This window comes from Lacrimispora sp. 210928-DFI.3.58 (assembly GCF_020554865.1).
Taxonomy (GTDB): domain Bacteria; phylum Bacillota; class Clostridia; order Lachnospirales; family Lachnospiraceae; genus Enterocloster.
On record NZ_JAJCIC010000050.1, the window covers coordinates 1 to 19,754 of the forward strand.

20 protein-coding genes and 5 tRNA genes are annotated in these 19,754 nt (G+C 47.6%); 2 read left to right on the plus strand and 23 right to left on the minus strand.

All coding sequences use genetic code 11. The features are described from left to right. Positions 1-448: 448 nt before the first annotated feature. Positions 449-1,291 (plus strand): replication initiation protein, encoded by an 843-nt coding sequence (locus LIZ87_RS19885; RefSeq protein ID WP_227148941.1) that lies wholly within the window; start codon positions 449-451, stop codon positions 1,289-1,291. Between the two features lie 11 nt (positions 1,292-1,302). Here the strand turns inward: LIZ87_RS19885 and LIZ87_RS19890 are convergent. The 10 genes from LIZ87_RS19890 to LIZ87_RS19935 form a co-directional block, all read right to left on the minus strand. After that, positions 1,303-1,387 (minus strand) — tRNA-Leu (locus LIZ87_RS19890). A 5-nt stretch (positions 1,388-1,392) separates the two neighbouring features. Then, positions 1,393-1,480, minus strand: a tRNA-Ser gene (locus LIZ87_RS19895). Between the two features lie 5 nt (positions 1,481-1,485). Then, positions 1,486-1,571, minus strand: a tRNA-Ser gene (locus tag LIZ87_RS19900). A gap of 5 nt (positions 1,572-1,576) precedes the next feature. Then, a tRNA-Leu gene (locus LIZ87_RS19905) sits at positions 1,577-1,657 on the minus strand. Positions 1,658-1,661: 4 nt separating this feature from the next. Further along, positions 1,662-1,747, minus strand: a tRNA-Tyr gene (locus LIZ87_RS19910). A gap of 285 nt (positions 1,748-2,032) precedes the next feature. After that, a complete protein-coding gene (locus LIZ87_RS19915) occupies positions 2,033-2,275 on the minus strand; it encodes a helix-turn-helix domain-containing protein (RefSeq protein ID WP_227148942.1) in 243 nt (80 codons plus the stop codon). A 362-nt stretch (positions 2,276-2,637) separates the two neighbouring features. After that, positions 2,638-3,222 (minus strand): GNAT family acetyltransferase, encoded by a 585-nt coding sequence (locus LIZ87_RS19920; RefSeq protein ID WP_227148943.1) that lies wholly within the window; start codon positions 3,220-3,222, stop codon positions 2,638-2,640. Further along, on the minus strand, positions 3,219-3,404 hold the full coding sequence (locus tag LIZ87_RS19925; RefSeq protein WP_227148944.1) for a hypothetical protein: 186 nt from the start codon (positions 3,402-3,404) through the stop codon (positions 3,219-3,221). Before LIZ87_RS19925 ends, LIZ87_RS19920 begins: the two co-directional genes overlap by 4 nt. Positions 3,405-3,847: 443 nt before the next feature. Continuing rightward, positions 3,848-4,639, minus strand: a complete 792-nt coding sequence (locus tag LIZ87_RS19930; protein ID WP_264468094.1) for a cysteine desulfurase family protein — start codon at positions 4,637-4,639, stop codon at positions 3,848-3,850. Between the two features lie 455 nt (positions 4,640-5,094). After that, a complete protein-coding gene (locus LIZ87_RS19935) occupies positions 5,095-5,769 on the minus strand; it encodes a 4Fe-4S double cluster binding domain-containing protein (RefSeq protein ID WP_227148946.1) in 675 nt (224 codons plus the stop codon). Positions 5,770-6,354: 585 nt separating this feature from the next. Here LIZ87_RS19935 and LIZ87_RS19940 point away from each other — a divergent pair. Continuing rightward, on the plus strand, positions 6,355-7,038 hold the full coding sequence (locus LIZ87_RS19940; RefSeq protein ID WP_227148947.1) for a type II toxin-antitoxin system PemK/MazF family toxin: 684 nt from the start codon (positions 6,355-6,357) through the stop codon (positions 7,036-7,038). A gap of 329 nt (positions 7,039-7,367) precedes the next feature. Here the strand turns inward: LIZ87_RS19940 and purD are convergent, their stop codons facing one another. The 13 genes from purD to LIZ87_RS20005 form a co-directional block, all read right to left on the minus strand. Further along, positions 7,368-8,642, minus strand: coding sequence for a phosphoribosylamine--glycine ligase (gene purD / locus LIZ87_RS19945; RefSeq protein WP_227148948.1), 1,275 nt, complete (start codon positions 8,640-8,642; stop codon positions 7,368-7,370). A 154-nt stretch (positions 8,643-8,796) separates the two neighbouring features. After that, a complete protein-coding gene (gene purN, locus LIZ87_RS19950) occupies positions 8,797-9,402 on the minus strand; it encodes a phosphoribosylglycinamide formyltransferase (RefSeq protein WP_178317331.1) in 606 nt (201 codons plus the stop codon). Then, positions 9,396-10,427: a phosphoribosylformylglycinamidine cyclo-ligase gene (gene purM / locus LIZ87_RS19955; RefSeq protein ID WP_227148955.1), complete on the minus strand. Its 1,032-nt coding sequence runs from the start codon at positions 10,425-10,427 to the stop codon at positions 9,396-9,398. Before purM ends, purN begins: the two co-directional genes overlap by 7 nt. Positions 10,428-10,501: 74 nt before the next feature. Continuing rightward, complete coding sequence (gene purE, locus LIZ87_RS19960; protein WP_227148949.1) at positions 10,502-11,017, minus strand: 5-(carboxyamino)imidazole ribonucleotide mutase; 516 nt, start codon at positions 11,015-11,017, stop codon at positions 10,502-10,504. Positions 11,018-11,317: 300 nt separating this feature from the next. Beyond that, positions 11,318-13,570 carry an aminopeptidase gene (locus tag LIZ87_RS19965; RefSeq protein WP_227148950.1) on the minus strand — a complete coding sequence of 751 codons (2,253 nt, stop codon included), beginning with the start codon at positions 13,568-13,570 and terminating at the stop codon, positions 11,318-11,320. Positions 13,571-13,587: 17 nt separating this feature from the next. Next, positions 13,588-13,911 carry a hypothetical protein gene (locus LIZ87_RS19970; protein WP_227148951.1) on the minus strand — a complete coding sequence of 108 codons (324 nt, stop codon included), beginning with the start codon at positions 13,909-13,911 and terminating at the stop codon, positions 13,588-13,590. Beyond that, positions 13,908-14,387 carry a VanZ family protein gene (locus LIZ87_RS19975; RefSeq protein WP_178313661.1) on the minus strand — a complete coding sequence of 160 codons (480 nt, stop codon included), beginning with the start codon at positions 14,385-14,387 and terminating at the stop codon, positions 13,908-13,910. The genes LIZ87_RS19970 and LIZ87_RS19975 overlap by 4 nt, the downstream gene beginning before the upstream one ends. Before the next feature lie 14 nt (positions 14,388-14,401). Then, positions 14,402-14,575 carry a hypothetical protein gene (locus LIZ87_RS19980; RefSeq protein WP_178313653.1) on the minus strand — a complete coding sequence of 58 codons (174 nt, stop codon included), beginning with the start codon at positions 14,573-14,575 and terminating at the stop codon, positions 14,402-14,404. A 3-nt stretch (positions 14,576-14,578) separates the two neighbouring features. Next, the gene (pyrE, locus tag LIZ87_RS19985) at positions 14,579-15,253 is read right to left on the minus strand and encodes an orotate phosphoribosyltransferase (RefSeq protein WP_178313659.1); all 675 of its coding nucleotides are present in this window, start codon (positions 15,251-15,253) and stop codon (positions 14,579-14,581) included. A gap of 81 nt (positions 15,254-15,334) precedes the next feature. Beyond that, positions 15,335-16,237 (minus strand): dihydroorotate dehydrogenase, encoded by a 903-nt coding sequence (locus LIZ87_RS19990; protein WP_227148952.1) that lies wholly within the window; start codon positions 16,235-16,237, stop codon positions 15,335-15,337. Positions 16,238-16,272: 35 nt separating this feature from the next. After that, positions 16,273-17,073 carry a dihydroorotate dehydrogenase electron transfer subunit gene (locus LIZ87_RS19995; RefSeq protein ID WP_178313655.1) on the minus strand — a complete coding sequence of 267 codons (801 nt, stop codon included), beginning with the start codon at positions 17,071-17,073 and terminating at the stop codon, positions 16,273-16,275. A 161-nt stretch (positions 17,074-17,234) separates the two neighbouring features. Beyond that, positions 17,235-18,152 carry an orotidine-5'-phosphate decarboxylase gene (pyrF, locus tag LIZ87_RS20000; protein WP_227148953.1) on the minus strand — a complete coding sequence of 306 codons (918 nt, stop codon included), beginning with the start codon at positions 18,150-18,152 and terminating at the stop codon, positions 17,235-17,237. Between the two features lie 126 nt (positions 18,153-18,278). Beyond that, a complete protein-coding gene (locus LIZ87_RS20005; protein WP_227148954.1) occupies positions 18,279-19,619 on the minus strand; it encodes an MATE family efflux transporter in 1,341 nt (446 codons plus the stop codon). Positions 19,620-19,754 lie beyond the last annotated feature (135 nt).

A 19,754-nucleotide genomic window follows, 5' to 3' on the forward strand; every position in this document is an offset into this window, starting at 1 on the left:
GATTTTGGAGCTGCTTTTTCGTTTGCACCACCTTCGATTCTTTCCTTAACGATTTACTGCTTCAGTCATCTCTAAAAATTAAGAGGTTGTAACTATTACCAATAACCTAATATTTCAAAATCTACGCAATCAAATTCAACAATTTTATCCCAATCTCTTTCCAGTATAATGTCATCTATTTGTTGTGCATTATACATTTCATTTAAAGTTTTATAATTTTTCTCGCCAGTTAATCCACTATCACATCTTTGAAATGAACAATGGTCATCATAAATTATAATCATATAAACATTATCTCTATCTATAAATCTGATTGTTAATTCTGATTCGCAACACTCAGTGGATGAACTCATACGATTATGACATGGCCACACAAAAATATATTCCACTTAAAACCGATTAGACGTATTTTTACTCACCATTTATTCACTAAGGTAAAGGAGACGATATGTTGAATCAATCCAATTTACTTGTTGAGGTTCCAGAAGCTCTACTGGATACTGGACTCACCTTTTCCGATGGAAAGCCTGTCTCTGCCATTACCCTAAAAGCGCTGCTTTTTATATTTTTTTCATTTGATGGTGAATACAGAAGGGAAATTACCATACATATTACCGACCTGTGCGGAGTGCTTGCTCACCAGTATAGAGGATCCAGCAGCAACCATGTCCATCATGCTCATCGTATTATTTCACATTTGGAATCTATTACAGGACAGCCACTAAAATTTCGGAGATACCGGGGAAAAAGCATGCACCGTATGGTTTGTTTGGAATCGTTGGATGCAGATGTTCATAAAGACCTGCTTGCTATTAAATTTTCTCCGGAATTTATCCGTTACTGGAAAAATGGAACATATAACTATTTTCAATTTGTAGACCTCAAATATTTGTTTCGGCTACATACGCTTTCGTCCGTTATCCTGTACTTATTTTTTACAGTGCATCGGTTTCATTCAGGCACCTTTACACCGGGACAACTGGCAAAGTTGCTCACAGGTGACTCCACCTATCCATATAAGCTGATAAAAAAGGATATGCTCTTGCCTGCTATAAAACTTATTTGCGCAAAAACAGATTTTCACGTTGATTTTACAGAAGAAAGAAGCGACAACAAGATTCAAAAAGTCCATTTTTCCATTTGCAATTCACCTGCTGAAGATGAAATTAAGCACTATTGTGCATTTCATGGTATTTCTACAGATGAATATGATCCAGAACAATATAATACCGACTGGCAATCAGAATATAATTATGACTTTATCAGTCAGGAATATACATCTAATGCTTAAAAAATGTTTAATACCCCTGGTGAGAGTCGAACTCACACGCGCCTTTCAGCGCCCGGATCCTTAATCCGGTGCATATGCCAATTCTGCTACAGGGGCATAAACGCTTGCGAAGGGATTCGAACCCTTAACCCGGATATTTTCCGAATACTACATTAGCAGTGTAGCTGCTTACCATTCGCACACACAAGCATAAACGGAGACTGAGGGATTCGAACCCCCGGACCATTTAAGGCCTCCGGTTTTCAGGACCGGCGCATTCAGCCTTCTCTGCCAAATCTCCAATCATGCTGACAGCCGGACTTGAACCGGCACGGATCTCTCCACCAGGTTCTGAACCTGGAGCTTCTACCATTCCGCCATGTCAGCAAAGTAGGTGGAGCAGGATTTGAACCTGCGCTGTTTCTTATGTAACGGATTTACAGTCCGCCGCCTTCGACCAACTCGGCACATCCACCTATAATGTGACCAAGGGCGCTGGATATCCAGTGGATATCCGTCTAGCGCCGACCGAAGCGGAGCGTAGACCTCGAACCCCCGTATGCGGATCCACAATCCGCCGTTCTACCTCTGAACTATAGCCACAGTGACCCCCGCGGGGTGCGGTGTGCCAGTGGCACACGTTTTCGCACCGACCGGAGTGGAACGCAGACCTTGAACCCAGCGTTACCACCTTGAAAGGGTGATGTCCTAGCCAACTAGACCAGGGGGCCGTATACAGGAGTGTTGTTCTCCTGCATGTTATTATGCTGTTTTCTGTACTTCCGTTGCATTAACAACCAGAATATCATCAATCTTACAGCCAAATACTGCCGCCAGCACGACCAGATTATCTACGGTTGGAAGTGCAGTTCCATTCTGCCATTTGTAGATTGCCTGTGGTGTTCCGAATCCGAAGATATTCTGCAGATCTTTGACTGTCAGTCCAGCGGCCTTTCTCATCTTTTTAATATTGTCTCCTGTAGCTGTTATATTGATGGTCGGCATCGTCTTTTCCTCCTTTTTGCACATAAAAAACCGCCTGCCCAACAGGACAAGCGGCATGCAAAAATTCGGTTTGATGTGAAAGCGGAAGTATCACGTCATGAAACCATTGCAATCCAGGTAACTGTCTCTGTATGAGCGCACAACACGAAGTCCCTCGTATTCATGTTCGAGTGACAGGCTGCTATGGCTATACAGATATACGGATGCAATGACTCTGTTCATCATGACGGTTCTCCTTTCCGGGCCTCTGCCCTTATTTCCTTCGTTCTGTGATTATCTTATCACAGGATTCAGGTTTTGTCATTCTACTTGTGGTATAAAGTTACGGGCAAATACCACATTCATTTCAACTTACTACATTTTCAAAAAATCTTCAGTAACTGAATGTACTTTACACCGTCCTTTTCAGAATATCTTTCTCCAAAAATACGGAATTTATTCTTTTCGCTCTGATAAAATTCCAGCAGTTTCGCCTTTTCCTCACATTCAAGATAAACCACTCCACCGCCAATCTCATGCTGAACATGCTCCAGTATATCAAACGCTGCGTCCATCAGCTGCAGTCCGCTGATGGGCAAAGCCTCGGGATACTGATAATTCTTTCCAAACTGGCCAATCAAGAATGCGGACAGTGTCATTTCTCCTGATTCTTCATCTGTCTGAGCATACCTCAGGAGTTTTTTCTTTATGGTTCCAGATAACTCCCTTCCCATAACCTGCAGCGCCTTATGGGCCAGTGCAAAGATGCCAAGTATCCTTCCTTCTTTATCAATCAGGAGATATGTAATGGACATTTTCCTTTTTGCGAATTCTATCGCATTCTTCTTCATAAATTCTTCTATTTCTGGATTTTTTGAGCAAGAAAACCCAGAGAGGGCAGCCCGAAGACCGTCCTCTCCAATCACATCCATGTAATCCAAAATATTTAAAACCGCATATTCGTTCACTTTTTCTGTTCCTTCTTTGCCAAAAATTTCCGAATCGCATCTGCATCACGCAGCACAGGGATTGCCGGTGCCGAGGGCCTGCGCTTTGGATCACGGCTGGACGCTTCCAGCGCATCTGCAAAGGCTTCCGCTTTTTTTGGATCACGAATGATCACATTGGTCAAAATACTCGATGTAGCCATAGCAGCACCTCCTTTTCGCAATTATGGCTTTTAAATAATACATATTTCCTTTGTTCACTTATATTATACGCAAATATCCCGATAAAATCAATGGTTCTCACAAACCTGACTCATTATTTGCTTTCCAGCATTAATTGTCTATATCCTTAAAAGTTTTAATTCAACACAACGCTGAACGCCTTCCGCACGAAGCAAAGTTATAATCAATCCAGTATGATTCCATATATCCATCAAGACCGTCAGACGACACAGTACCTTTTTCTCAAACCTTCCCATGTAAGCAAATGACGCACAGCCTCCAATCTCGCGGTTGTTTCTTACAGAGATCGGCGTTTTATTAGCGATGCTGTTCCATCTGGATTTTGCATATCCCTGACCTTTCTGTTCTGATTAAAACGGGATTCCTGTTCTATCAGGTAGTAAAGTTTCTCTTCCACACATTCTCACCCACAGATAATCTTGCTCAAGGCTCCGACAATTTTCTGAACCTCTTTTGCTGTATTATTTTTCCCAAGCGATATTCTAATGGTCCCTTTTACATACGCCTCCGGCACATGAATCGCTCTGATCACATGAGACAGCTGTGTGTTTACACTATCGCAAGCAGATCCTGTCGATACGCAGATTCCCATCAAATCCAGCCGATGCAAAAGAGCTTCGCCTTCAAATCCCTTAAACGATAAGCTCACATTACCCGGGATCCGATCATCCGATCCATTGTGGATATAATCCACTCCGGCCTCAGATAATCCATCAAGGAGCTGCCGCTCCAAAAACTTCAGGTACTTCTCATTCTCTGCCATTTGAGCACAGTTCACCTGAAGTGCATTTGCCATAGCCACGATAGAGGCAACATTTTCAGTTCCTGCACGATAACCTTTCTCCTGGCTTCCGCCATCAATATAAGGGAGTATTGCTATTCCTTTTCTAACATAGAGAAAGCCTATGCCCTTTGGTCCATTAAACTTGTGTGCAGAGGCAGAAAGCATATCGATATCCATAGCATGAACATCAATTGCCACATGACCTACAGCCTGAACCGCATCTGTATGGAAAAGACAGCCATGCTTATGTGCAATAGCCGCAATTTCAGAGACCGGCTGAATGGATCCAATCTCATTATTAGCAAACATAACTGATACCAGTCGTGTATTCTCTTTTATGTTTTTGTCCAACCATTCCAGATTCACCACGCCAGTCGAATCTACAGGGGCATAACTCACTTCTCTGCCCATTCTCTCCATCGCCTTGCAGGAATTAAACTAGGACTCTCATTTCCGATGTAATTAGGATTACAAAATCTCGAAATTTCCACCTATTTTACCGATGTTTTGGTATTTTACCGATGTAAATAGGACTAAACAATTATTGTTCTTTTCCCTTCCTATCCGAAACAAATTCGCCCTTTTCCATGGAAATATAGGTTCCCATTTTTCCCTTTTCCGTTCTCTATCCGAAATATAGATTCCAACAATCGTCCTTACTTTTTCCACCTATAAGTCCTGTTTCGTTTCCAGAATAGCCACAAAATCTTTTCCCTTTTTCATTCCTGTCTCTTTCCGTTATCCAAAAAAGTTCCCGCATTCTACAAGAAAAACCGGACATTTTATATATTCAGGCAATCGGCTGCTGTTTTTTAATAAAACGCCCTTAAATCAGCCAGACAATCTAGAATTTATAAAGTTCTATCTTACAGATATCTTTTGGTATATGAACAAACCGCAAAACATTTTCCGCATAAATCTGTTTCAATGCCCGTACTTTTTAACATTATCTCTACTTGTTTTTTGTAACACTTTTCTATATCTACAATTTTTTCTCTTGGCATACCAACCGTCCATAAACTGTTCTTTAATGCCTGTGCCGGACAATTTTTTACACATTGGCTACATGTTCCACAATAAGATTGACTGACCGGCTCATCACATTTCAAAGGTGCATTGGTCAGCAAAGAAGAAAGACGGATGGCAGAGCCATATTGAGGAGTTACCAATAAACAATTTTTCCCAATCCAGCCAAGTCCGCTCCTTGTAGCTACCGTTTTATGGGGGAGTTTAGAGCGTTTATTTTGATTTACTTCCACACGTCCTGTGGTCTGTGCATAAGCTTCAAATCCTCTTTTTTTCAAAAAGTCTTCTCCTGCCATAACGATTTCATTTAATTTCTTGTTTAAAGAATAATATAAATCATAATATTCTTTCGTTGGAGCTTTCTGTAAGTCAATGATGATATCTTTAGGTAGTGCAACAGCGATAGAAATTCCTGTTTTAAAATTACAATTTTCAACCTCGCTTATATCCCCAATTCCAACCAAATCAGCTCCGCAAGAGTACAACAATTTTTTGATTTCGTCTGTCAACTCCATACAATCACACCTCATAAATATCGATTTATCAACTCCATATCTTGGCAGTAAATAGGGCTATTTTCCCATTGTATGTCCCACAAATATAAGAATACATAAAATACTGCCATAAATCAATGGTTTATTATGTCTTCTCATTCTACTAGAAAAACCGGATATCCATGCCGCACATCCAGCACAAATTATCCGGTTCTCTTATCCTTACTTTTCTGCCCCTGTTTCCGATAGAGGAAAAAATCTCTAATAGTTACAGACACAAATTTCGGATAGAGGTGGAAAAAAACAATTATTGTTTCTTTGTAAATACATCCGAAACAGGCTTCCGTCTTTTGGAAATACATCGGAAATATACAGTATACTGATATTTTCTTATTAATATAAACTGTGGTTAAAACGTAATTATTTTCTCTGATTTACTCATTTAGTTCGAGTCCACAAAATATAAAGGCCTGGTATCCAAACTTCCCCCTAATCCACTCTTTTGTTCCTCATATCCTTTTCCAGAACCCATCCAGATTACCATTGTCCTTTTCTTAAACATCTGTTACAATAGATTCAGTCTTTTAAGAGTTATGAGGAGATTTTATGAAACAAACGATTACTTTAGAAAATACTCGTTTCTCACTTGATACCGTTTTTGAAACATTGGAACAACATTTCTCCCAAATTGATACTACTAATCAGGAGCATATCAAATTGGCGAATGAATACTATAAATGGACGGCACTTAAAACAAATCTGATCATGAATGAAAAACAATTTCAGATCCCTGCTTCCGCCCTTCCAAACACAATTAAACCAGCCAGTTTCAACTGGTTAAGAGCAGAAAAGCAGAAACTGATTCTAAAATATTACCAGTTCAATAAAGAAACTGGTCAATATGTAATTTCTGTGAAGAAAAACAGTATACCAAACGCCGATATTGAGATAATCATGCGTTCCCTGGTATTGATTCGGAAAACAGTTCTGTGGGTAGATTTTGGCTATAATATCGGTTCTGAATTTGGAGGACGGCATCCAGCAATTATCTTAAAGAATCTGAAAGATTCACTGATCGTGATTCCATTATCATCTCAGGAGCCCAAGGATATGAATTACAATGTAAAAGTAGAAAAGGTATATGGCTTTCCGCTTATGCCTCGTTGGGCTAATATTACACGTATTACGCAGGTCAGCCTTTCTCGATGCCATTTTGAAAAATTCGGAGATGTAAAACCTGTTGTTTTAGATGAAGTCGGCAAAAAATTATCTACTCTTGGCATCATTTGAACGGTTTCCGCATATGCTGTTACAGTTACAAAACTGTTTGACAAATCTGATGGCATATGCTAATATGATGTTGTAAACGCAGGAGTAATCCTGGTAATTTTGTAACCGAGAAACCGTCATTTATGGCGGTTTCTTTTTTCATTACAAATATCTGCTGGTATAAATTGGTATTAAACAACCAAAGGCCAAAGCACGCTAAAATACTCTGACCCTGGTTGACTTTTGTTACCGATGTATTTACGACAAAAGTATCGTTTTCCATCATCTTGTTACCTTTGTTTTCCAATATTACCTATGTATTTACAAAAAGACAATTATTTCAAATCCCCTCAAGCCTCATCAATCGCCTTCCCAATATCATACCTCATGTACTTATTAGAAAAGCCGATCCATTCTGTTGCTTTATAGGCATTTGCCCTGGCTGCTTTCAGGTCTGGGCCGGTGGCGGTTACGCCCAGTACGCGGCCTCCGTTGGTGACGATGTTGCCCTCTGCATCAAACTTGCTGCCCGCGTGGAATACGTAGTAGCCTTCTGCGCCCTTGAACTTCTCCAGGCCTGAGATCACGAAGCCCTTTTCGTAGTGCTCCGGGTATCCGTCAGAGGCAAGGACCACGCACACAGCCGCATTGTCCTCAAATTCCAGCTCTACCTGATCCAACGTGCCGTCAATGCAGGCTTCAAAGATCTCAACCAGGTCATTTTTCATTCTGGGCAATACTACCTGGGTTTCGGGATCGCCGAAGCGGGCGTTGTATTCCAGCACTCTGGGACCCTTTGGAGTCAGCATCAGGCCGAAGAAGATGATTCCCTTGAACTCTCTTCCCTCCGCCCTCATGGCGTCTACGGTCGGCTGGTAAATATATTTCCGGCAGAATGCGTCTACCTCCTCTGTGTAGAAGGGGCTGGGTGAGAAGGTTCCCATGCCGCCGGTATTTAAGCCCTGGTCCCCGTCCTTTGCACGCTTATGATCCTGGGCCGAGGTCATGATCTTGATGGTCTTTCCATCCACAAAGGAGAGCACGGATACCTCGCGGCCGGTCATAAACTCCTCCACTACGATCCTGTTTCCCGCAGAGCCAAACTGTTTATCCAGCATCAGGGTCTTGACCCCTGCCTTTGCCTCCTCCAATGTATTGCAGATCAGAACGCCCTTTCCCAGTGCCAGGCCGTCGGCCTTGAGAACGATGGGCATGTCTGCTGTCTCCAGGTATTCAAACGCATCCTCCGGGTTGTCGAAGGTCTCGTAGGCTGCTGTGGGGATCCCGTATTTCTTCATCAGGTCCTTTGAAAATGCTTTGGAGCCCTCCAGGATCGCCGCGTTGGCCCTGGGGCCGAAGGCGCGCAGGCCTGCTGCCTCAAAGGCATCCACTGCACCTGCCGCTAAAGGATCATCCGGCGCTACGATGGTAAGATCGATCTCCTTTTCCTTTGCAAAGGCAACCAGCGCCTCAAAATCCATCACTCCAATATTCACACACTCTGCCACCTCTGCGATTCCCGCATTTCCCGGCGCACAGTACAGCTTGTCTACCTTCTTACTCTGGGCTACCTTCCATGCAATGGCGTGCTCTCTTCCGCCGCCGCCTACAATCAGAACCTTCATCTGCCGTTTCCTCCTTTAGATCTATATTATTCATCAACGGCGCATTTTGCCGGATGCTTCATAACCGAAAAAGCCGCAGCAGACAGCTTTTTCGTATGCCTCTCAAACACCGCAGACAGACCGGGTCTCCCCAGCCTGTCTGATGCATCGTATTTTATTTATTGTACTTGACCTGTCCGTTTGCGATCATATGGATGGCCTGGGGCAGGATGATCCACTCTGCCTGCTCCATCACTCTCTGCTGCAGTATCTTCGGGGTATCCCCCTCCCGGACCTCCACTGCCTTCTGCAGTATGATCGGCCCGGTATCCATTCCGCTGTCCACAAAATGCACGGTGGCTCCCGTCACCTTCACGCCGCGCTCCAGAGCAGCCTCGTGCACCTTTAATCCATAATAGCCCACGCCGCAGAAGGATGGGATCAGGGACGGGTGGATATTGATGATGCGTCCCTCGTATCTTCTGGTCATCTCCTCCGGGATCTTTACCAGGAAGCCGGCCAGCACGATCAGATCCAGCTGGTACTCATCCACCTTTGCCAGAAATGCCTTATTAAATGCCTCCCGGCTCTCATACTCCTTTGGAGAAATGCATACTGCTTCGATTCCATGGTTTTTTGCACGCTCCAGGGCATAGGCTCCCGGATTGTTGCTGATGACCACCCTGATCTCTGTATTGGTGATCCTCCCACTGTCCACGGCATCCAGAATGGCCTGCAGATTGGTGCCGCCGCCGGACACCATCACTCCTACTCTCAGCATAAGGTCACACCCTTCTCTCCCTCTTCAATGGAGCCGATCACATATGGCTGCTCGCCTGCTGCCTTGATGGCAGCCATGGTCTTATCCACATCGGCTGCATCCACTGCAAGGACCATACCGATGCCCATGTTGAAGGTATTGTACATCATCTTTTCCTCGATCTGTCCCTTCTCTGCCAGCATCTTGAAGATCGGTGGAACGATATAGCTGTCCTTGCGGATCACAGCCTGGACGCCGTCCTTTAACATGCGGGGAACATTTTCATAGAAACCGCCGCCTGTAATGTGGCTGCATGCCTTCACTGTAACGCCTGCGCTCTTGATACGCTTTAAGGCTTTTACATAGATCTTCGTGGGGGCAAGCAGGGCCTGGCCCAGGGTAGTTCCCAGCCTGTCATAGTAGGTATCTAAGCCTTCCTTTGTCAGCTCCTCTTCAAATACCTTGCGCACCAGGGAGAAGCCGTTGGAATGTACGCCGGAGGACGCCATGCCGATGAGCACATCCCCTGGTGTCAGGCTCTCGCCTGTGATCATTTCCTTCTTATCGCATACGCCTACGGCAAAGCCTGCCAGATCGTAATCCTCCTCCGGCATCAGCCCCGGATGCTCTGCAGTCTCTCCGCCGATCAGAGCTGCCTCTGACTGAAGGCAGCCCTCTGCAACGCCCTTCACAATGTCGGCGATCTTTTCAGGAACATTCTTTCCGCAGGCAATATAATCCAGGAAAAATAACGGCTCGCCGCCAGCGCATGCAATGTCATTGACACACATTGCCACTGCATCAATACCGATGGTGTCATGCTTATCCATGATGATCGCCAGCTTTACCTTTGTACCGCAGCCGTCTGTACCGGACAGCAGCACAGGCTCCTCCATCTCCTTGATCTTTGCCAGGGAAAATGCTCCTGAAAAGCCTCCCAGACCTCCCAGCACTTCCTCCCGCATGGTCTTCTTTACGTGCTCCTTCATCAGCTCCACTGACTTATAACCTGCTTCAATATCAACTCCGGCTTTCTTATAATCCATCATTGCTTTCCTCCAACTTGTTTGTGTATGTGCTTTACTGCCGCCCTGGAAACGGGCTGTAAACAGAGCCCCTTTTACTTCATCTGAGATAAATATTCCTTATAACCAATTGACTCAAGCTTCTCTGCCTTTTTCACCACATCGTCCTTCAGCTCCCCGGAGTATGCCTTCAGTTTTTCCAAAAGCGCTTCATCGGAGGCTGCCAGGATCTTTGCTGCCAGAATGCCTGCATTGGCTCCGCCATTAATCGCAACAGTGGCAACCGGAATGCCGCTTGGCATCTGTACGATGGAATAGAGGGAATCCACGCCGCCCAGATCGGAGGTCTTCATAGGGATGCCGATAACCGGAAGGGGGAAGATCGCTGCGCACATGCCGGGAAGATGGGCTGCCTTGCCTGCGCCTGCAATGATAACCTTGAAGCCCTTTTTCTCTGCCGATCTTGCCCAGTCAAAGAAGATATCCGGCTCTCTGTGGGCAGAGATGATGGTCATCTCATAATCAATCCCAAACTTGTCCAGAATCTCGGCTGCCTTTGCCATAACCGGCATATCAGAGTCGCTGCCCATTACAATTCCTACTTTTGCCATTGTTCATTCTCCTTTTTATTCATTATCTGTGACTATAATTATTATTAATTTTACTAATAAGTATTAGTATTTATCTCATCAATACTTATAATTATAATACTAGGAAATATTTATGGAGTCAATATAAATCTTCAAAAAAACGGGATTGTTTTCGTAAAAGGCTTCTATCTTTATTCTGCGGATGGCGGGAGCGCAAAGCGCGGAGCCATCTGACTTTCATGCATGGTGAGGTTTAGAAAGAAACAGCCCGGCTTCCCTTGAAGCGGGAGCCGGACCATATGTGATGCCGCCGATTTTTATTTATCTGATTTTCGTATCCTCAAATTCCTTATTCAGCTCCTCTGTGCCAGGAAGGACAAACCGCCCCTGACGGATGATCTCTGTCACCTTTCCATCCTTTGTGACAGCCTTAATATCTCCCAATTCTGAATAAGGGATCGTAATGTCCGTGTGGCAGCTGAAATATGCCTTTCCCATATCCTCCCTGCGCAGGACGGATATCTCGTTGTCTCTGGCAATGACCTCCTTGCCGTCAGGGTTGTACATAGGGGAATCCTCCGCAAAGCTGTAGCAGGTATCGCCCACGGCAAAGTGGGGCCCTGTCTTTTCCGCAATGAGGATGGGCAGCTTTCCTCCGATGTCAAATCTCTCTGCCATGGCATAAGCCGCCGTATTCGTACCGATGGCAAACTCACCTAAAGGCAGCCAGGAATGATTGCGCATGATCACCTGCTTCACCAGGGAGCGGCCCTGAGCCATGGCTTCCGCTATAACCCTGCTGTCTTTCCCAGCACCTTGGCCCGCTGCAGCTCTGCTGCATGCCGCAGCGCCGCCCAACGCAGCATTCCCATCCATCACAAAATTCCCACACCCAAACTCCGTCACTCTTCCATCCTTAAATTCCATCCGCAGATCGCGGAAGGAATACCCCTCGATATACACCTGCTTTACGTGAAGAAGGCCTTCTGTTCCTGTGAGAACCGGGGAGGTGAAGACTTCTCCCAGGGGGATGTTCACATCCGCCACGCAGTTTTCAAAATTCGTTTCCTTTGACCTGTCCTTCAGCTCATGGAGCATTACCTTCATAGAGGTCTCATTGCCGTCCCGGCCAGTGATCTCCACCCAGGCCGCTTCGTCCAATGCATCGATGATGCACTGCTGGATATCCCTGTACTTCTCATAATCCAGGGTATTGATGCGGATGGTCTCCCGGAAGATTTCCTCAAAATCAGGCCCGATCTCCGGCACCGGAAAGGCGATGATCGTAAAGCTGGTCTCGTCCCCCGGCATATATTGGTTTATGATGCGCCGTGATTCATTTCCATAGGAAAGAGTGAGCTCCTCCTGGTGAGTGTTCAGCGACAGGGCTGTTTTCTTATTCACAGGGGAGAAATCCTCCTCCCCAAAGGTCTCCACCAGGGCAGGGCCCGCACAGAGGGAGGCAAGCTCCTTATACTCCTCGTAGGCAGCCTTCAGCACAGACAGCTTCCGCTCCTTAAAGGCATTTCCCATGTACAGGGCACTGTCGTAGCGGTGGTCGTACTCATACTGGCGGTTGGGGGATGTTCCATAATAGCCTCGCTTTCCATTTGACCTGCGGTTGATGGATTCCACTGCCGTCCTGTAGCAGATAGGCTCCAGGCCCATGGCGCGGAAGTTCTCTGCCGCCTTTCTCATCATCCGCTCAAAGCCCAGCCTGTATTCCATCACCACCGTCTTCTTTTTGCTCAGATCCCTGCCCATCACCTCAAAGCCCCTTTTGTAGCCCTGGGTATAGGTGTCTGCCATCCGGTCAATGGTTTCCTGAGGCAGGGTATTCATAAAGGAAGCCAGGGCAAGCTCTGTCTCTGATACGTATTCCCCATACTGGTACAGATATCTGGCATCCGTCAGATCCGCCTTCCGGATGATGTCCGTGCCAAAGGAAAGAGCAGGATCAAGGCCCTCCCTCACCCGCCATGTCAGGGTCCTGTCCGCATAATCGCTGACAAACCAATAAAGGGAATCCTTCACCTGCTGCAGGGCCGGCTTTGCCTTTCCCTCCTCCCAAGCCTGGGAAAAGAGGTTGTATACCTCAAGAAATACCTCATTCAAAATGGTGATCTCTGTCAGGCGGCCCTCAAAAACATATACGATATCCCCTCTGATCTCTGCATACAAAAAGGACAGCAGCTGTCCGAAGCCGTCTCCCAGCCTTTTTACCGCATGATCGGGGTTCCCATAGCTCTCCCCATAGTGTTCCGGAAGGATATCCTCATAAAGGCTGTAATTCTCCTCCTGAAGCTCCTCAAGGCTTCTCTTCTCTCCAAAGCAGCCTGCCGGCTGCCCAGCTTCCCCGGCTTTCTCTGCCTTTGACTGACAGCCTGCCGCCAAAAGCCCTCTCTCTGCCGCCACAGCCCCGATCTTTCTGATAAATGCTGCCGTCCTCTTAAAATAACTGCCGTAAGGCTCCGCCATCTCCTCGGTCTCCATGGAACAGATCCGCTCCATGGAAAGGTCGTAGCGTTCCCTTACGGCATCATTTTCTTCCTGTAATAATATCCTGTAATCCATCTTGCGATCGCTCCTATCTATCTGAAAACGCCGGTTATGATAATGACTGCCCATACGATCAACAGCACGATGCTGACTGCAATGCCGATCCTGGCCAGTATGTAATTGCGCTCCTTCTCCCCAAAGGAAAGGATCCCATACCATATTCCCATGAGGGACGCCACGATGCTGGAAAAGCCAAGGGCTCCGGTATTGAGGCCTCCCTGGCCCGCCTGTATGACAGACAGGTAAATGCTGGCGATCCCCAGCCCCAGGGAGATGACAGCCAGCCCCAGACAGTAATAGCTGTGCTTTGCAAAAGGATTTTTTACATAGGAAATCTTATCTCCTACAAATTTCAATTTTTTACCTCCCGGCCAAACCTCCTGCGGCGTATCCGAACCTTCTGGACTGCCTGGAAGCTCAAAAAGCCCAGGGCAGCTCCCAGAGTATTGAGAAGCATATCATCCACATCAAAGCTTCCCACCATGAACACCAGCTGGAGAGTCTCCAGAATAAAGCTGAACACAAAGCCAAACATGACCGTATTGTACCATTTCCTGCTCCTTCTGCTGATAATGGGCAGAAAAAAACCAAAGGGCGCAAATGCCGCCACATTTCCCACAATATTGATCAGAAAGAGGGAAAAGCCCAGCACCTCATAATACCGGAAATACCGGCTGATCTCCTTAAAGGGAACCAGGTTGTAGGCATATCCCCTGCTGGTATCCGTGCGTCCGAAGGACTCAGAAAAAAACATGAAATAAGCCAGAAGGCACAGGTACAGTATGAACAGTACCCATCCCAGCTTCTGGCGTTTTGTTGTATTTCTTATCATGGACAGCCCCGCTTTTAAAATTCGATCTCTGATTTACGCTTTAAAAGCAGAGCGCCGTTTACAATTGAGATAATTCCCACTGTAAGTCCTGTTACCGCTATAATGATACCTACTGCAATACAGCCGGCACCTGTGTTACGCATTGTCTTATAGATCCTCTCCATATTCATCGCCTTTCCCATCTTCACGCTTTATTGTGCGCCGTACTGCTTATAATACTCGTCAATAGCTGCCTTTATGCTGTCGTCAATGACAACCCTTCCTCCGCACTCCTTGTTGTACAAATGCTCTGTCACATCTGCCATGGATACAATGGCCGCTGTTGGGAAGCCATACAGATCCTTGATCTCATCCAGAGCGCTCTTTGTTCCCTTGCCGCGCTCCATGCGGTTTAAGGACACAATAAGCCCCTTGATCTCTACATCTCCCTGGGCCTTGATGATCGGGAAGGTCTCCTCAATGGACTTGCCGGAGGTGGTAACATCCTCAATGATCATCACCCTGTCTCCGTCCTTAATAGGGCTTCCAAGGAGAATGCCTGCATCGCCGTGATCCTTTGCCTCCTTGCGGTTGGAGCAATAGCGGATGTCCTTTCCGTACAGCTCGCTGATAGCCATGGTTGTGGCAACGCTTAAGGGGATGCCCTTGTAGGCTGGTCCGAAGAGCACGTCAAAGTCCAGGCCAAAGTTGTCATGGATGGCCTTTGCATAATACTCTCCCAGCTTTCTTAACTGGGTTCCGGTCACATAGCTTCCTGCGTTCATGAAGAAGGGGGATTTACGCCCGCTCTTTAAGGTAAAATCACCGAACTTCAGCACATTGCTTTCTACCATAAATTCAATAAATTCCTGCTTGTAGCTTTCCATTTTATTAAAAACCTCCTATTCAAGGCCTCCCGGCCCTTTCACATTTCCAAATGGTCATCCCTGTTCTCTTGCTGCACGCCTCTACTTCACTGCGCCGATCAAGTCTCTGATGTCGTCCACACCATATTTTTCCATGTAGGCACGGATGCCGTCCACGGTCTCCACTGTTGCGTATGGATTGTGGAAATTGGCCGTGCCGATGGCAACGGCTGTGGCTCCGGCCAGGATAAATTCCAGGGCATCCTCTGCGTTTTGGATACCGCCCATGCCGATGATGGGCACCTTCACGGCCTGGGCTGTCTGATAGACCATGCGGACAGCAACGGGCTTGATGGCAGGGCCGGATAAGCCCCCTGTTTTATTTGCCAGGGCAAAGGCCCTGCGGTTAATGTCGATCTTCATGCCGGTCAGCGTATTGATCAGGGAAATGGCATCTGCTCCCCCTGCCTCGGCTGCCTTCGCCATCACGGTAATGTCTGTCACATTGGGGCTAAGCTTCATGATAACAGGCTGCTTTGCATGAGCCTTCACAGCCTTTGTGATCGCCTCCACCGCCTTTGGATCCTGGCCGAAGGCAATGCCGCCTTCCTTGACATTGGGACAGGAAATGTTGATCTCCAACAGATCCACCGGCTCGTCTCCCAGGCGCTCTACCACATCAATATAATCCTCTGTGGTCTTTCCGCAGACATTTACCACGATCTTCGTATCATATTTCTTCAGAAACGGGATATCCCGCTTTGCAAACACATCGATTCCCGGATTCTGCAGGCCGATGGCATTTAACATGCCGCCGTAGGTCTCTGCGATCCTGGGCGTTGGGTTCCCCGGCCAGGGCACATTGGCAACTCCCTTTGTCACCACTGCTCCCAGACGGTTCAGATCCACAAATTCACTGTATTCCATACCGGACCCGAAGGTGCCGGATGCTTCCATCACCGGATTTTTAAGCTCTACACCGGCAATCGTTACACTCATATTCATTGGCGTGTTCCTCCTTACGGGCATATGCCGTTCTCTTAAAGCTCAATCTCCTCTGCTGCAAATACAGGGCCGTCCTTGCAGATGCGCTTGTTGTGTACCTGGGAATGGCTGTCCACCTCTTTGGACTGGCATACGCAGGCAAGACAGGCGCCAACGCCGCAGGCCATTCTTTCCTCCAGAGAGAGCCAGCAGGGGATCCCCTTCTCTGCTGCATAGGCCTTCAGGGCACGCAGCATGGGTGTTGGGCCGCAGGCGTAGATCACCTGGGCGTCCAGGCCATTCTCGCGGATGGCATCCAGCACATTTCCCTTGGTGCCTGCGCTTCCATCCTCTGTGGCTGCATAAACAGAGCCGTAGGCTGCAAATTCGTCCTTTAAGAACAGAAAGCTGTCACGGTAGCCCAGGACTGCCTGCACAAGGCCGTCTGCCCCATCCTGTCCGGCATTTTCCCTGCTCAGCGCCTTTGCCAGCTCCAGCATGGGCGGAATACCGATACCGCCGCCGATCAGGAACGCCTTCTTTCCCTTTTCTACCGGGAAGCCATTGCCCAGGGGACCCAGGACATCAATAGAATCTCCTGCAGCAAGGCCGGAAAATTCCTTTGTGCCCTCTCCTGCAATGCGGTATACCAGCCGCAGTTCTCCCTTTTCCCTGTCAATGCCGCAGAGGCTGATGGGACGCGGGAGAAGCTTTGCGCCATCCCTGGAATAGAGGGAGACAAACTGCCCCGGTACTGCCTGGGCTGCGATCTCCGGTGCCTGTATTCTCATATCAAATATATCAGCCCCAAGCTGTGCCTGTGAGAGGACGCGGGCTGTCATTTTTAACTTTGCCATATAAAATTTTCATCTCCTAGTTTGATAGACAGCGCCCTGAATGGTATCTGAAAATGGCTTCCCGCCGGGCGCCGGGCTAATAATCTGTGACTTCCGCTGCGCTTCACTCACACAAAACACCTCGCGGAATATCGGCTGTGAACAGTAACCCGGTAGTTTCCCTACAGGACGCTGCTGATATCCGCCGCCATATCGATCACAGCCTGTCTGGAAGCCTCAGCAAAGTGTTCCGGTCCGAACTGCTTGTACTTCTCCTGCTTGTAAGCAGCGATAATGCCTCTGGAGGAGTTCACCACTGCTCCCAGGCCATCCTCGTTGAAGCAGTGCTTTAAGTCGGCTGCTGTTCCGCCCTGTGCGCCGTAGCCTGGTACCAGGAAATAGGTATGGGGCATCAGCTTTCTTAAGATCTTACTCATCTCAGGATAGGTAGCGCCTACCACTGCTCCCACATTGCTGTACTCTCCGTCCATGGAGGAAGAACCCCACTCCACTACCTTCTCTGCCACCCACTCATACAGAGGCCTTCCATCAATGAGCCTGTCCTGGAATTCTCCGCTGGAAGGATTGGAGGTCTTTACCAGTACGAACAGGCCCTTATTGTTGGCATTGCAGGCCTCCACAAAGGGCTTTACGCCATCCGTGCCCAGGTAAGGGTTTACTGTCAGGAAATCGGTGTCAAAGCCGCTGTAGCTCTTGCTTCCCACCTGCACCCTTCCAAGGTGTCCTGTGGCATAGGCAGCGGAGGTGGAGCCGATATCCCCTCTCTTTGCATCGCCGATCACTACAAGTCCCTTCTCATGGCAATAGTCAACGGTTCTCTTATAGACCACAAGCCCCTCGATGCCAAACTGCTCATACATGGCGATCTGCGGCTTTACAGATGGGATCAGGTCGTAAGTAGCGTCGATGATCTCTTTATTAAACTGCCAAACTGCTTCTGCTGCTCCCTCCAGGGTCTCGCCGTAAGCGTCAAAGGCTTTCTTCACAACGTGCTCCGGCACATAGGACAGCATCGGATCTAAGCCCACACAGATCGGGGCCTTTGTCTTTTTTATGTTTTCAATCAACTGACTAATCATGGGAATCCTCCTTCATCGTATGTAATATTTTCCAGGCCGCATATACAGGGCCCGGAATTCTTTCCCCATTTTATCATATAACGTACCGCGTTTCAAGGAAGGATATGACAGGAAAGCGAAAAAATATCAGCCCTGTGATGGCCTGCCGGAGAGGAAACGGATCAGGTAAAGGAATCCCACTGCATCTGCCAGGAACCACCCGATGGGTACTGCCCACCAGATCCCCACCACTCCGACTGCCGGAATGGCAGAAAGCATATAGGCCAAAAAGACCCGGCTTCCCAGGGAGATCACCGTAAGCACCAGGGACATGGCAGGCCGTCCCATGGCCCGGTAAAAGCCATACAGAAGGAACAGGCACCCGATCAGGCAGTAAAAGCTTCCCTCAATCCGCAGATAGCGCACACCCTCAGCCAGGATCTCTGTCTCCTGAGGCTGTACAAAGATCAGCATAAGCTGTCTTCCAAATAAGAAGACCAGAGAGGAGATGACCAGACAGAACAGGACAGAGGTGATCACCGCACTCCGTATCCCGCCCTGTATGCGCTCCCGCTTTCCCGCTCCGTAATTCTGGGCAATAAAAGTGGAGAAGGCATTTCCAAAATCCTGCACCGGCATATAGGCAAAGGAATCGATCTTTACCGCAGCTGCAAAGGCCGCCATGATCACAGTCCCAAAGCTGTTCACCAGCCCCTGCACCATGAGTATCCCCAGATTCATCACCGACTGCTGCAGGCAGGTCAGAATGGAAAACTGGGCCAGCTCCTTCATAATATCAAGGCTTACCTTCCTGTGGCCTTTTCCCGGCCGCAGCACAGGGCATCGAAACCACCCGTAAAGGGCCAGTCCCACACCAGACACATACTGGGCGATCACAGTGGCAGCAGCAGCTCCCTTCACGCCCCATTCAAATACGATCACAAACAAAAGGTCCAGCCCCACATTGAGGAGGGCGGCAACGCCTAAAAATACCATGGGCAGAAAGGAATCCCCCACGGACCGCAGCACAGAGGCAAAGAAATTGTACAAAAAGGTGGCCGTGATACCGGCAAAGATCACCACCAGGTATTCCCGCATCATATCATAGATCTCAACCGGCACATGAAGCAGCTCCATGATCCGGTCGATCTGTGCAAACAGGATCACATTCATTCCCACATTGATCAGACCGATCAGCAAAAAAGAGGTAAAGATGCTCCGCTTCAGCCGGTCCTCCTCCCCCGCTCCATAAAGAATGGAGAACAAGGCCCCGCTTCCCATTGCCAGGCCTAAAAGGATGGAGGTCAGAAATGTCATAAGGGTATAGGAGGAGCCCACTGCCGCCAGAGCCCCTGCCCCCAGAAACTTCCCCACGATCAGTGTATCCGCCACATTATAAAACTGCTGCATCAGATTCCCTGCAATAAGAGGCAGGGCAAAGCAGAGCATGGACAGCGTGATGCTGCCCTCTGTCAGTGATTTCTTCATAAATACCATTTCTCCCTATCATTTTCCCGCCTATGTATCGTAATAGATATCCCCTTTTTTGTCAATTCTCCACCAAAATATAAACTAGTTAAATGAAAAAGTAACCGCACCCCCGCAGAATCCATTGAAAAATCA

Coding starts and splice junctions, on each gene's coding strand:
- LIZ87_RS19885 (WP_227148941.1), top strand. CDS start 449: ATGTTGAATCAATCCAATTTACTTGTTGAGGTTCCAGAAGCTCTACTG.
- LIZ87_RS19915 (WP_227148942.1), bottom strand. CDS start 2,275: ATGCCGACCATCAATATAACAGCTACAGGAGACAATATTAAAAAGATG.
- LIZ87_RS19925 (WP_227148944.1), bottom strand. CDS start 3,404: ATGGCTACATCGAGTATTTTGACCAATGTGATCATTCGTGATCCAAAA.
- LIZ87_RS19930 (WP_264468094.1), bottom strand. CDS start 4,639: ATGGGCAGAGAAGTGAGTTATGCCCCTGTAGATTCGACTGGCGTGGTG.
- LIZ87_RS19935 (WP_227148946.1), bottom strand. CDS start 5,769: ATGGAGTTGACAGACGAAATCAAAAAATTGTTGTACTCTTGCGGAGCT.
- LIZ87_RS19940 (WP_227148947.1), top strand. CDS start 6,355: ATGAAACAAACGATTACTTTAGAAAATACTCGTTTCTCACTTGATACC.
- purD (WP_227148948.1), bottom strand. CDS start 8,642: ATGAAGGTTCTGATTGTAGGCGGCGGCGGAAGAGAGCACGCCATTGCA.
- purN (WP_178317331.1), bottom strand. CDS start 9,402: ATGCTGAGAGTAGGAGTGATGGTGTCCGGCGGCGGCACCAATCTGCAG.
- purM (WP_227148955.1), bottom strand. CDS start 10,427: ATGGATTATAAGAAAGCCGGAGTTGATATTGAAGCAGGTTATAAGTCA.
- purE (WP_227148949.1), bottom strand. CDS start 11,017: ATGGCAAAAGTAGGAATTGTAATGGGCAGCGACTCTGATATGCCGGTT.
- LIZ87_RS19965 (WP_227148950.1), bottom strand. CDS start 13,570: ATGGATTACAGGATATTATTACAGGAAGAAAATGATGCCGTAAGGGAA.
- LIZ87_RS19975 (WP_178313661.1), bottom strand. CDS start 14,387: ATGATAAGAAATACAACAAAACGCCAGAAGCTGGGATGGGTACTGTTC.
- pyrE (WP_178313659.1), bottom strand. CDS start 15,253: ATGGAAAGCTACAAGCAGGAATTTATTGAATTTATGGTAGAAAGCAAT.
- LIZ87_RS19990 (WP_227148952.1), bottom strand. CDS start 16,237: ATGAATATGAGTGTAACGATTGCCGGTGTAGAGCTTAAAAATCCGGTG.
- LIZ87_RS19995 (WP_178313655.1), bottom strand. CDS start 17,073: ATGGCAAAGTTAAAAATGACAGCCCGCGTCCTCTCACAGGCACAGCTT.
- pyrF (WP_227148953.1), bottom strand. CDS start 18,152: ATGATTAGTCAGTTGATTGAAAACATAAAAAAGACAAAGGCCCCGATC.
- LIZ87_RS20005 (WP_227148954.1), bottom strand. CDS start 19,619: ATGAAGAAATCACTGACAGAGGGCAGCATCACGCTGTCCATGCTCTGC.